The organism is Caloranaerobacter azorensis DSM 13643 (assembly GCF_900129995.1).
In the GTDB taxonomy this organism is placed as follows: domain Bacteria; phylum Bacillota; class Clostridia; order Tissierellales; family Thermohalobacteraceae; genus Caloranaerobacter; species Caloranaerobacter azorensis.
The window spans coordinates 1-12,646 of the sequence record NZ_FQXO01000064.1 but is presented as its reverse complement, the minus strand read 5'-3'; the positions used below and the strand labels follow the sequence as shown (position 1 = coordinate 12,646).

17 protein-coding genes are annotated in these 12,646 nt (G+C 31.5%); all 17 read left to right on the top strand.

Annotation, left to right across the window (positions count from 1 at the left end):
* The first annotated feature begins 119 nt into the window (after positions 1–119).
* The 17 genes from BUB51_RS09660 (at position 120) to BUB51_RS09570 (ending at position 12,580) form a co-directional block, all read left to right on the top strand.
* On the top strand, positions 120–524 hold the full coding sequence (locus BUB51_RS09660) for a phage tail assembly chaperone (protein WP_073197403.1): 405 nt from the start codon (positions 120–122) through the stop codon (positions 522–524).
* A 196-nt stretch (positions 525–720) separates the two neighbouring features.
* Entirely contained in the window at positions 721–2,712 is a 1,992-nt protein-coding gene (locus BUB51_RS09650) for a tape measure protein (RefSeq protein ID WP_073197399.1), read from the top strand.
* On the top strand, positions 2,712–3,383 hold the full coding sequence (locus BUB51_RS09645) for a LysM peptidoglycan-binding domain-containing protein (protein WP_073197397.1): 672 nt from the start codon (positions 2,712–2,714) through the stop codon (positions 3,381–3,383). Before BUB51_RS09650 ends, BUB51_RS09645 begins: the two co-directional genes overlap by 1 nt.
* Positions 3,380–4,309, top strand: a complete 930-nt coding sequence (locus tag BUB51_RS09640) for an XkdQ/YqbQ family protein (RefSeq protein ID WP_083599587.1) — start codon at positions 3,380–3,382, stop codon at positions 4,307–4,309. The genes BUB51_RS09645 and BUB51_RS09640 overlap by 4 nt, the downstream gene beginning before the upstream one ends.
* Positions 4,306–4,635, top strand: coding sequence for a DNA helicase (locus tag BUB51_RS09635; protein WP_242945582.1), 330 nt, complete (start codon positions 4,306–4,308; stop codon positions 4,633–4,635). The genes BUB51_RS09640 and BUB51_RS09635 overlap by 4 nt, the downstream gene beginning before the upstream one ends.
* Positions 4,632–5,027 carry a DUF2634 domain-containing protein gene (locus BUB51_RS09630; RefSeq protein WP_073197395.1) on the top strand — a complete coding sequence of 132 codons (396 nt, stop codon included), beginning with the start codon at positions 4,632–4,634 and terminating at the stop codon, positions 5,025–5,027. The genes BUB51_RS09635 and BUB51_RS09630 overlap by 4 nt, the downstream gene beginning before the upstream one ends.
* A complete protein-coding gene (locus BUB51_RS09625) occupies positions 5,027–6,073 on the top strand; it encodes a baseplate J/gp47 family protein (protein WP_073197393.1) in 1,047 nt (348 codons plus the stop codon). Before BUB51_RS09630 ends, BUB51_RS09625 begins: the two co-directional genes overlap by 1 nt.
* A 1-nt stretch (position 6,074) precedes the next feature.
* Positions 6,075–6,608 (top strand): putative phage tail protein, encoded by a 534-nt coding sequence (locus tag BUB51_RS09620; RefSeq protein WP_073197391.1) that lies wholly within the window; start codon positions 6,075–6,077, stop codon positions 6,606–6,608.
* Positions 6,609–7,808, top strand: coding sequence for a tail fiber protein (locus BUB51_RS09615; protein WP_073197389.1), 1,200 nt, complete (start codon positions 6,609–6,611; stop codon positions 7,806–7,808).
* Positions 7,808–8,257: a hypothetical protein gene (locus BUB51_RS09610; RefSeq protein WP_073197388.1), complete on the top strand. Its 450-nt coding sequence runs from the start codon at positions 7,808–7,810 to the stop codon at positions 8,255–8,257. Before BUB51_RS09615 ends, BUB51_RS09610 begins: the two co-directional genes overlap by 1 nt.
* Positions 8,258–8,319: 62 nt before the next feature.
* Positions 8,320–8,544: a hemolysin XhlA family protein gene (locus BUB51_RS09605; protein WP_073197386.1), complete on the top strand. Its 225-nt coding sequence runs from the start codon at positions 8,320–8,322 to the stop codon at positions 8,542–8,544.
* A 1-nt stretch (position 8,545) separates the two neighbouring features.
* The gene (locus BUB51_RS13605) at positions 8,546–9,688 is read left to right on the top strand and encodes an N-acetylmuramoyl-L-alanine amidase (protein WP_143153599.1); all 1,143 of its coding nucleotides are present in this window, start codon (positions 8,546–8,548) and stop codon (positions 9,686–9,688) included.
* A 3-nt stretch (positions 9,689–9,691) separates the two neighbouring features.
* A complete protein-coding gene (locus BUB51_RS09590) occupies positions 9,692–9,895 on the top strand; it encodes a phage holin family protein (RefSeq protein ID WP_073197384.1) in 204 nt (67 codons plus the stop codon).
* Positions 9,896–10,336: 441 nt separating this feature from the next.
* Positions 10,337–10,552, top strand: coding sequence for a helix-turn-helix domain-containing protein (locus BUB51_RS09585; protein WP_073197382.1), 216 nt, complete (start codon positions 10,337–10,339; stop codon positions 10,550–10,552).
* Between the two features lie 130 nt (positions 10,553–10,682).
* A complete protein-coding gene (locus BUB51_RS09580) occupies positions 10,683–11,477 on the top strand; it encodes a HipA family kinase (protein ID WP_073197381.1) in 795 nt (264 codons plus the stop codon).
* Between the two features lie 5 nt (positions 11,478–11,482).
* Positions 11,483–12,244, top strand: a complete 762-nt coding sequence (locus BUB51_RS09575) for a DUF3037 domain-containing protein (RefSeq protein WP_159430412.1) — start codon at positions 11,483–11,485, stop codon at positions 12,242–12,244.
* 99 nt (positions 12,245–12,343) lie between these two features.
* A complete protein-coding gene (locus BUB51_RS09570; protein ID WP_200791935.1) occupies positions 12,344–12,580 on the top strand; it encodes a LexA family protein in 237 nt (78 codons plus the stop codon).
* The last annotated feature ends 66 nt before the right edge of the window (positions 12,581–12,646 follow it).

The following is a 12,646-nucleotide window of genomic DNA, read 5'->3' as shown; positions in this document are numbered from 1 at the left end:
TGAACTTAACCTAATGAACCGCCGTATACCGAACGGTACGTACGGTGGTGTGAGAGGTCGGTAGATGAATTAATCATCTACCTCCTACTCGATCTAAAAAATAGAAAAGGAGAGATAACATGAGTTCATTAAAAGCATTTTTAAACCCTATACAGGTAGAAAATAAAGAAGTTATAGTATCTAATCGTTTTCAAGAAGATGGTAAACCTGTTCCTTTTGTAATCAGACCTATTACACAAAAAGAAAACGAACAATTAATTAAAAAATATACAAAAAGAGATAAAAAAGGAAATGAAACATTTGACAGAACGGGCTATATTCATGAGCTAACAGCGAGTGCAGTTGTATTTCCTGATTTGAAAAATGCAGAATTGCAGAAGGCTTATGGTGTATTAGGAGAAGCAGAGTTACTTAAAACAATGTTGTATGTCGGCGAATTTGCAGAATTGGCACAAGCAGTGCAAAAGCTTTCAGGATTGGATGTTGATATAAATGAGGAGATTGAAGAAGTAAAAAACGAATAAGGCAAGGTGATGCCGAGTTTAACTTGGCTCACTTTGCCCTTCAGAAACTCCATATATTACCTTCTACTTTAGCTAATATGAGTGAAAGAGAAAAAGCTTTCATTTATGCTAGTATTCAGTTAAGAATAGAAGAAGAAAAAAGACAGAATGATAAAATAAAAAAGGTAAGAGCGCCTAGAAGAGGGAGGGGGAGATAATGGCAACCCTCAAGGCAATGTTTAAGCTATTTGATGGTTATTCAAGAACTATTGGTAAAATTGAAAAGAGAACTCAAACTGCAACAGATCAAATATTAAAAGCAAGTGGAGCAACAGATAAATTTAATAAAAAATTAAAAGATACAGGTGCAAGTGCTAATATTGCAAGTTCTGGACTAGGAAAATTAATAGGTACTTTTTTAAGTTTTGCTGTAGCCAAAAAAGGTATAGATATAGCAGATGAGTATACTAATACTGCAGCAAGGCTTTCTTTAATCAACGACGGTTTGCAAACTCAAGCAGAATTACAAGAAAAGATATTAGCTGCTGCCAATAGATCCAGAGGATCTTATTTAGACATGGCTAATGCAATATCTAAAATGGGATTATTAGCAGGTGATGCATTCAAATCTAACGATGAACTGATAGCATTTACAGAGCTAGTACAAAAATCATTTAAAGTGGGAAGAGCAAGTTCAAGCGAACAGGCTTCAGCGCTACTACAATTAAGTCAGGCAATGGCAGCCGGAAGGTTACAGGGAGATGAATTTAGAGCAATAACGGAAAATGCTTCAATAATAGCTGATGCAATTGCAAAATATATGGGTAAAAGCAAAGGAGAATTAAAGGAATTATCTGCGGAAGGAGTTATTACAGCCGATATAATTAAGAATGCTGTATTTATGGCTGCAGATGATATAAATAATAAATTTGAAACAATGCCTATGACGTTTGGAGATGTATGGAATAGGATAAAAAACGATGGATTAAAAGCTTTTGACCCAGTTATTCAAGAAACAAACGAACTCATTAATTCAGAAGGTTTTAATAAGTTTATTGATAGACTAATTAAAGGGTTTTACATAATGTCAACAGTTGCAAGTGGATTGATTAATATAATATCAAAAATAGGTTTTTTCTTTGCAAATAATTGGAGTATAATAGAGCCTTTAATTTGGGGTATCATAGGAGCTTTAATCGTATATAATGCAACAATGGGTATTGCTTGGTTAACTACTTTAAAAACAATAGCAGATAAGGCAAAAAAAATTGCATTAGATTGGGCAGAATATGCTGCAATATTTGCTTTAATTTGGGCACAAGATGGTCTTAACGCTGCCCTTGCAGCTTGTCCTATAACATGGATTATAACTGGAGTTATTGCTCTTATAGCGGTATTCTATGCAGCTATTGCTGTAATAAATAAATTAACTGGGACAAGTATTTCTGCAACTGGTATAATTATAGGGGCAGTTATAGTCGCAGCAGCTTTTATTGGAAATGTAGTAATTGGATTAATGAATTCGTTAATACAAGTAATATGGACAATTTTTGTCGAACCATTTATAGGTATAATTGAATGGGTTCTTAATGCTGCTAATGGTGGATTTAATAGCTTTGGTGGCGCTGTAGCCAATTTGATCGGACAAATTATTTCATGGTTCTTATCATTAGGGAAAGTTGTAACAAAAATTATTGATGCAATATTTGGCACAGACTGGACATCTGGACTTTCCGCTTTGCAAGAAAAAGTTCTTAAATGGGGTAAAAATGAAGATGCTATTACTATTAATAGAGAAGCTCCTATAATCAAGCATCGATTCGAATATGGTAAAGTGTGGGATACAGGTTATAAATTTGGGGAAAAGGTAGAAGATAAAATTTCATCTCTTACTGATTTAATGACAGATAAAGAAGATAAAGAATTTGATTTAAGCAATATTGGAACAGAAGGAAACCCTCTTACAATCGAAGGGATTGGATCTAATGGAAAAGTTGAAGTTGATATGTCTGATGAGGACTTAAAATATTTACAAGACATAGCACAAAGAGAATATATCAATAAATTTAGTACAGCAACATTAGCACCTAATATACAAGTAAGTTTTGGAGATGTTCATAAAGAAGCAGACGTAGATAAGGTAGCTAGAAGAATAAGAAAAATACTTCAGGAACAAATAGCAACTGCTGCAGAAGGGAGTTATGCTTAATGAGTAGTTACGCAGTGTTTTTTGACAAAGATAATGCAACATATAGACTTCCTGTTAACCCAGAACAAATTGAAATATCTAGCATACAAGCAATAGAAAAATACGAGATATTGAAACTGGGACAGATTGCAGTACCTACCCACATGGAATTAAAAGAATATAGTTTTGAATGTGAATTTCCACATAATCAACTTCATTATGTAGAGACTTCTGGAGGTTTTAGAGAACCGGATTATTACATCAATTTATTTCAAAGATGGAGAGATGAAAAAGCTCCTGTTAGATTTATAGCATCAAACGGTGTAGGTGATGATATCAATACACTTGTGCTGATTAAAGAACTAACGATTACCGAAAAAGCAGGGGAGGAAGGAGATAAGTACATTAATTTTCAGCTAGTTGAATATAGAGAATATGGTAAGAAGTTTGTTGTAGTAACACCGACTCCTATAGGAACTGTAGCATCAACACAGAAAATAATGCCAGTTCCAAAAGTTAATCCTAAAAGTAATGGAACACATATAGTGCAATCTGGTGATACGCTTTGGGCAATTGCAAAGAAATATTATGGGGATGGGTCCCAATACACCAAAATATTTAATGCTAACAAAGACAAAATCAAAAACCCTAACCTTATATATGCAGGACAAAAGTTGGTGATTCTGGCATGAATATGGAATTTTTGGTGGAAGTCGACGGAAAAATATACGAAATAAGCGAGCTTGTGAAGTCTGTCTCATGGAAAGATACTTTCAATGACGGATGTAGCAAGCTCGAATTTTCTTATATTGATGATGAGTTGGTAATTCAAAATGGCAGTGTAGTTCGTTTTAGATACAATGGTGCAAACATCTTTTATGGTTATGTATTCAAGTATAGTAGAAATAAGGGCAAAGAAATAAAAGTAACAGCTTACGATCAGTTGAGATATTGCAAGGCAAAGGATACTATTGTAGTAAAGAATGATACAGTTACTACTCTGGTCAATAAAATGTGTAATTACTTTAACTTGAGAAAAGGGATCTTAACTGACACAGGTTACAGGCTTCCGGTAAGCGTCCAGGACGATAAGACATGGCTTGATATAATTTATACAGCAATAAACGATACATTGACTCATACTGGCAAATGGTATTGCTTGAGAGATGAATTTGGGAGCATAGCAATTAGAGATTTAGAAGATTTAGCTCTTAATTTAATTTTAGGAGATAAAAGTCTTGCTTATGACTTTGAATATGAGAAATCTATTGATGATAGTTTTTATAATTATATAAAAATTCTTGTCAAAAATGAAGGCAGCATAAAAGATGCAAAAGATATAAGCTCAATTGAACGTTTTGGGCTGCTACAGTATTTTGAAATTATGGAGAATGCTAATTTATCTCAAGCAAAATCAAAGGCTGATATGCTACTAAAGCTTTATAACAGGGAATTAGAGACACTTACATTAGAATGCTTAGGTGATACTAGAGTTAGGGCAGGAAACAGTTTTTATGGGCAAATTGAGGATATTCAGTTGAACAGAAGATTGATAGTTAAATCAGTTACACATGGGTTTGTTCCTGTTCATACAATGAGTCTAGAGGTGATGATATGATAAATGAGATAAAAACAATAATCAAAAACTATCTTAACAATGCAAAATTAACAAGTCTTATGATTGGTACAGTAGTAAACGATGGTGTTAAAATTAGCGATAAGCTGACTATCCCAAACGAGCTTATAAAGGGCAATCTAAAAGACTTTGTTAAAACAGGTGATAAAGTAAGACTTATAAGGAATCATGGTGGACAGGAATTTTATATTGTAGAAATACTGGGAATACCTAATGTATTAAATACTATGACTGTAAAAATAGAACCAATAACAGTAACAAACGGTATGACCATATCAAACATAAAAATAAAGGGTGTGAGTAGATGATACCTAAATCGTCTATAGGCATAGAATTAGATACGACAGAAAGTATAGAAACAAGCCGAACATACAAACTATTAGATAATAAAATACAAGGCTATATAGATGAGCTAGAAGCTGTTAGGCAAGCTATATATAAGGTACTTAACACTGAAAAATATGAGTATCCTATATATAGCTTTAATTATGGTATTGAGTTAGAAAGTCTTATAGGCAAGGATCCTGTATATGTACAAATTGAACTAAAAAGAAGAGTTCAAGAATGCCTTTTGCAAGATGAGAGGATAAAAAGTGTTGATAATTTTAAGTTTGAAATAAATGGAGATAAACTGTTATGTACTTTTGATGTTACAAGCATTTATGGTGATTTAACAATCACAAAAGAGGTGACTATCTGATGTGGGAAGACATGACATATGAAAATATATTAAACGATATGCTAAATAGAGTTCCTAACAATGTTGATAAGCGTCCCGGCTCTATCATCTATGATGCTCTTGCTCCTTGTGCTTATAAATTAGCAGAAACATATTTTAAGCTTAATAATTTTATAGATCTGTTTTTTGTAGATACTGCAGTTGGTGAATATTTAAACCGAAAAGCTGCTGATTATGGCATTACAAGGAAACCTGCTACAAAAGCGATACGAAAAATTGTTACAACAGGCCCAGTAGATATAGGAACTAGATGGGGATTAGAAGATACAACATATGTTATTATTGAAAAAATATCTGATACAGAATATAAGGCTGAATGCGAGCAATACGGAGAGATAGGAAATATCTATACAGGGGAATTAAATAATATTGACAATGTAAATGGTATTACTGCTACATTAACAGATATTCTTATTAGCGGAGAAGATGAGGAAACAGACGATAATTTTCGCCGAAGAATTTATGCTTATTTACAAAAACCAGCTACAAGTGGAAATGCAAACCATTATAAACAATGGGCACTTGAGGTCCCTGGTGTAGGAGGCGCAAAAGTGTTTTCACTCTGGAATGGACCAGGAACGGTTAAAGTATTAATTGTTGATAGTGATATGAATATAGACGAAACACTGGAACAATCTGTATACGAGTATATTGAAAGTGTAAGACCAATTGGTGCAACAGTAACAGTAGATAGTCCGATCGAAAAGGTAATAAATGTATCAGCTAATATTAAATTAAATAGATCTAAAACATTAAATGAAGTAGTAACAAATTTTACAAATTTATTTATAGAATATCTTAAAAGCACAGTATTTAAAACATATAATGCATATAATGAGGGTACATCTATAACAATTAGCTATGCTAAAATAGGGAGCATTTTACTTGCTACAGAAGGGGTTGATGATCACTCTAATCTGCTTATCAATGAAGGTACATCTAATATAACAATTGGTAATGATGAAATACCGATAGCAGGAACTATAAACTTAACAGAGGTGGTATAATATGAATCTAATGAATTTACTGCCTCCGTATTATAATGGCAATCTTACAATGGAAGAATTGCAAAGTATTATTGGAACAGAGATTAAGAAGGTTAGTGAAGGGCTTAACAAAACTATTAGTGAATGTTTTATAAATACAGCATCTGATTTATTAAGTAGATATGAAAAGATACATGGATTAACAGTTGATGTAAGTAAACCTTATGAATTTAGGCGTGAACGAATAAAAGCTAAAATTAGAGGGACAGGTACCGTAACAAAGCAGATAATAAAAGAAGTAGCTAGCTCTTACTCTAATGGTGAAGTTGAGGTTATAGAAGATAATGAAAATTATAGATTTATTATAAAGTTTGTTAGTACCATTGGTATTCCTAGAAACATAGCTGACTTAAAATTAACTATAGAAGAAATTAAACCTGCTCATTTAACTTATACTTTTGAATTTACTTATCGAACTCATGGAGAATTGAAGAATTATACCCATGAAGCACTTAGTAACTACACACATCAAACTTTGAGAGAAGGAGTGATATAATTGCCTAATTATACCAAAAACTATAATCTTGAAAAGCCATTGCCAAATGAGAATTATAATGTTGAAGTTTTTAATAATAATGCTGATATTATTGATGCTGAATTAAAGAAATTAAATGACAGAAATGACAGAAAAGTTGATAAAGAAGAAGGTAAAGGATTAAGCACAAACGACTATACTGATGAAGATAAAACAAAGCTTACAGGGATAGAACCAGGGGCAAATAAATACATTCATCCTCCTACACATCCAGCTACTATGATTGTAGAAGATAGTACTCATAGATTTGTTACTGATAAAGAGAAAAATGCTTGGAATGCGAAAGAAACACCTGCGGGAGCTCAAGCAAAAGCTAATGCGGCAGAACAGAATGCAAAGAAATATGCTGAAAGCATCAAGCCGACAAAATTAAGTCAACTAATTAATGATGTAGGATATATAACAACACAAAGAGCTGTATCAGATAGTGTGACTAGTACAAGTAGTACAACTGCAGCAAGTAGTAAAGCAGTAAAAATTGCATATGATAAAGCAGTCGTAGCTTTGAATACTGCTAATAGCAAATTAGGGAAAACTGAAAAGGCGGCAGATAGTGATAAGTTAGATGGTTGGCACAGAGACCAAATCCGGGATTGGAATAATATACTGAATAAACCTTCTGCTTTTAACCCTATTGGACACAAACATTCAGGAAGTGATATTACTTCAACTGTAAGTAATGCGGACAAAGTTGATGGAAAACATGCAAGTGAGTTGGGATTTAAGTTTAATGCAGGTCGTACTGCATTTAATGAAACAATATCAGGCAATAATAGAGTAGTAAAACAAATATATATTGGAAGTGGTTATAAAGCAGGACGTATTATACTTTTGAGTGGTAGTAATAGTAAAGGTGCTTGCGGATTTAGTGCAGCATCTATAACTTTTACAACTAATAAATTAGACGCAATAGCGTACGGGACTATGGGAATTTCTAAGTGTTGGGGAATAATGACTAAAAAATATGAGACTGATTTTTTACTAGGAAAAGAAGAAAATTATAATATAGAATTGGATATGAGTTATTGGGCATTATACGATAATTCATTAGGCGTAAGAAATGTATGGATAGAAGGAAACTATATAAATATAGAAATATTAAATGATATGTCATCAGGCGGTACATTAAATGTTGGCATAAAATGGGAGGTGTGGGGATAATGAAAATAATTTATGACAAGAATACAAAAAAAGTTCTATATCATACTGGAACAAATTTGATGTTCCCAGAAGGGCCACCAAACGAAGCTCTTGATTTAAAAGAAAACATGGCAACATTTTCTTTGCATGATACAGAGGATGCAGAAAAAGTACAACAAGTATTAAATGCAAAAGAATATGAGCTTGTGTTTGATGAAAATGATAAACCTGTTGATGTAAGAATTATTCAAACACTAGAAGAGTATTTATCTTCAATTCCACCGACAAAAGAAGAAATAAATAAACAAGTAATTTCTAAAATTAGAGAAAGATATGATATAAATGCAGAATTTAAGATGCAACGTTTAGGTTTACAAAATCCTAATGACCCAAAATATCAAGAATATTTACAGTATGTACAAGAATGCATTGCTTGGGGAGATGCTGAAAAAGCAAAGTATGGATATTAACACCTAGAAGGGTGTATTTTTTATGCCCTTCTTTTTTTATTATTAAAGCGAGGTGAATATATGTGGGTGTATGTGAAAGACATGAAGAGATTATGGAAAAATTAGATAATCATGAGAGTAGAATTGTGCAGCTCGAAATCAATGATGCTAAAATGGGAGAAAAAATACAAAATTTGATAGAAAAAATAGAAAGTTTAACTGCTTGGATAAAAGCCTTGGTGATGTTAGGTGCAACATCACTTATAGGTTTTTTTATTTGGTATATTCAAAGTTTGGGAAGGTGGTAGAGTGAATTATAAAATACAACACATTCCAAAGGATACTCCTTATAATAGGAGACCTGGATTAGAAATGCAAGCAGAATATATTACAATTCATAGTACAGCTAATCCTCGAAGTACTGCTCAAAATGAGAGAGATTGGCTAGTAAATAAAAACAATCATAGAACAGCAAGCTGGCATATAGCTATTGATGAAAAAGAAGCGGTAGAAGCTATTCCGTTAAATGAAGTTGCTTGGCATGCTGGAGATGGAAATAATGGAACTGGAAATAGAAAATCTATTGCAATAGAAATATGCGAAAGTGGAGATAGAGCGAAAACAGTTGTTAATGCCACTAAGCTAGTAGCACAGCTCTTATATGAAAAAGGATGGGGAATAGATAGAGTTAAGAGACATTATGATTGGAATGGTAAAATATGTCCTAGAATATTTGCTAAAAATAATTGGGAAAATTGGAGAGGGTTCTTAATAGATGTTGAAAGAGAACTAGAAGCACTTAAGAAAAATAAACAAGAAAAAATTAGGATATTAGGTAAAGCTCAAGCAACTGCAGAACAAATGAAAAAGTATTTATTATCTATAAACCCTAATCCTAAAATTAATTGCACAGTTGATGAACTAGTAAGTTATTACCTAGAAGAAGGAGAAATTGAAGGTGTTCGAGGCGATATAGCGTTCGCACAATCTTTGAAGGAAACAGGTTTTTTTAGATTTGGTGGTATAGTTCAGCCTAAACAAAATAACTTTGCTGGTATAGGAGCATTAAATAATAATGGCAAAGGACAGTGTGCTACATTCCCAACACCACGTATTGGAGTAAGAGCACAAATACAACACTTAAAAGGTTATGCAACTACTGAAAAACCAGTACAAGAAATAGTAGACCCAAGATACCAGATACTTATTGATAAAGGATTATTAGGAACAGCTCCTTATGTAACTGACCTTAATGGAAAATGGGCATGGCCAGGAAAGGGTTACGGAGAAGGAATACTCAAGATATTAAATAAAATACTTGCAGTAAAAGTTGAAACTGTAGACTACAAAAAATTATATTTTTCAGTTAGAGAAGAAAATAAAGCTTTAAGAACAAAAGTAGAAGAGCTAAGAGATAGATTAAGTCAAATAAAGAAAATTGCGGAGGTGTAAATTATGAATAGATGGAAAAATTACGGATTGTGGGCTGCTATATTTGCTTTTATTCCAATGCTATTAGAAGCTTTCGGATTAGATGTATTGCCTACAAATTATGAAGAACTTTGGAAAGCTTTATTAAGTATTTTAGTAATAGCTGGTATAATTAATAATCCTACAACAGAAAATAAAGGATTTGCTGATGATAAGAAAGGTAACTAATTTTTTGATAGGTATTAGTGTAGGCTAGGGTGCGATGCCCTAGTCTTTTTTGTTTTTTTGAAAGAAAATAAAAAAATTTTTATTGACATTATACTGAATTTTCGGTATAATATAAATGTAAAGGAGGTGATTAATTGCTAGACGAAATTGAAAAAGTCGTTCATATCGTTTTTGAAGTAGTAAGCACTATCGCTATAGTGTATACGCTCTTCAAAAAAGATACGAACGACCATTAACACGGGGCGAAAGCCCCACCCTTTCTTAATATTATATCACGTCTAGCATAAAATATGAATAAAAAAAATATTTTATTAATTGTTTTATTGATTGTACAGGCATTACATTTATTAACACCATACAAAGTATTTGATATACTATTTCATCTAGGAATTACGTTATTAATAATTAATTTGCTCATTAAAAAAAGTTAGGAGGGGAAAAATGTCTTTAAAAAAATTGTTAGAAGAAAGGAATGTATCAGGATATAAACTAGCAAAGGCAATAAATGTCCCTCAACAAACTATTTCAGACTACGTATCTGGGAAAATAAGTTTTGATAGTATGAAAATAGGTATTGCAAAAAAGATAGCAGATTATTTTGATATGTCTTTAGATAATTTTTATAAATACTGTTCAAAAGATAAAGGTAGAGTCTAGTTTTATGCTGGATTCTACCTTCTTTTTTATTTTGAAAGGCAACTGACAAATATCGACAATTTATGCTAGTGTTATGTAGTATAATTTTTATAGTTTGTCTTGAATTTTCAACTAAAGGAGGTGATAATCTTTGGATTATGTTCATGTAGATAAAATACTTTTTCCTGTAGGAAATGGTTCAACAGAACCTTTGTATGCTTTTCTGTCAAATTCAGAATATGCCGTAATTAAAATTTTTAATAATACAGAAGGAAACTTGGCATTGGTAAATGAATATATATGTTATAAACTTGCAAAGATTCTAAAGTTACCTATTCCTGATGCTGGCATTGCTTATATAGACAATAACACTGAGGTGAGTGCCAATGTATCAATAACAAGTGAAAATTATGGACCATGTTATTTTTCAAAAAGGTTGGATAAAGTAGTAATAGTGAATTGTTCTGTTATAAAGTTTATATCAAATAAGCAGGATTTTTATAGAGTTTTATTGTTTGACCATTTAATTTATAATAAAGACAGAAATGTTGGAAATTTATTAGTTTCATTGAAGTCAGATGACCATCGATTTTATGCTATAGACCATACTCATGTATTTAAAAATGAATGCATATGGGATGGAAATTCATTATTACGGGGTATAGAAGACAATGATTATAAAGATACTAATATAATAGACTCCAACAAAGAAGTTTATAATTATTTTTTTCAATCAATGTTTATTAATGAAAGAGTCTTATTGGAAACTTGTACAGATTTTAAATCTAGATTAACAAAATCTCTACTTTATGATATTATATCAGATATACCTAAACAGTGGAACGTAAATTCAAGCGATTTAAATATATTAGTTGAATATTTGACCTATAGGCTATTTCATTTAGAAGATATATGCGAAGTAATATTAAGTAATATAAGGAGGTGATTGTTGTGGCTATAATAGAATTTTCTGTATTGAGTTATTATACAACGTTAATTGGAGATGAATGTATAACTTTAGGAATTTTATTTCACAATCTTACAACCAATGAAAGAGTTTTTGAAATTACGACTAATTGGAGGAGATTAGCAAGTTTTGATGATGAACTAGATATTGAATTTGTAAAAGAATATCTTAAAGGAATTAAATATACAGTTGAACGAAATATTTTGAATTATAATGATAATTTTAGTATAAGAGAATTTATAAAGCATTACGTCAATGAATTCAGATTTGGTTCTGTGCAAAGCTATAGGACAGATGAAGTTGATGATTTTATTGAAAAAACGAAAAAAATATTTTTGAGATTTGACTATAACAAAAAAGAACGTCTCAATAAAAATGAAGAAAGAGCATATATAAGAGAATTATTAAAATCAAATAGAATTGAGTATTCAACAAAAAAAATATCAGGTAAATATGACGATAATATTAAGTTTGATTATGTTATTGGAGATTATGGGATTAAAATATTTATATTTGAAGGAAAAAGTTTATCACATCTAATTAGTGCAGCGAAAACATGGTCATATAATGCATATGAATTAAAGGACAAGATAAAGACTGTTTTCATATATGATATAGAACGAACTGACAGTGAATATTTTAAAACTATAATGTCTATATTAAAAGAACATTCGTATCAAGTATTAAAATTTGAGGAAGGATTTAAGTTTCTTTTATCATTAAATAATAATAATATAGCTATATAATTTTTGATACTATATTGCACCTTATTTTTTTACCTTTACAATCGAACGCATGTTCTGTACAATAGATTTATAGATTAAGTTGAGTAAAGGGGGCATATTGTGATTACAAAAAGACAAGTTGAGATTTTAAAGGCTATTGATACATATATAAAAGAAAAAGGATATAGCCCAACTATTAGGGAGATATGTAAGATGGTAAATCTAAAATCTAGTAGTACAGTTTATGAACATTTAAGAAAACTAGAAAAGGCTGGATATATAAAGAGAAAAGAATCAAGCCCAAGAGCTATGACATTAACAGAAGATGTTTTAAAGGTGTTAGACGAATTAAAATAGGTGGCAAGCTGCCACCTGTTTTTTTAAAAGATATCCACCATTTAGAAGATATAGCTTCTGCTATAT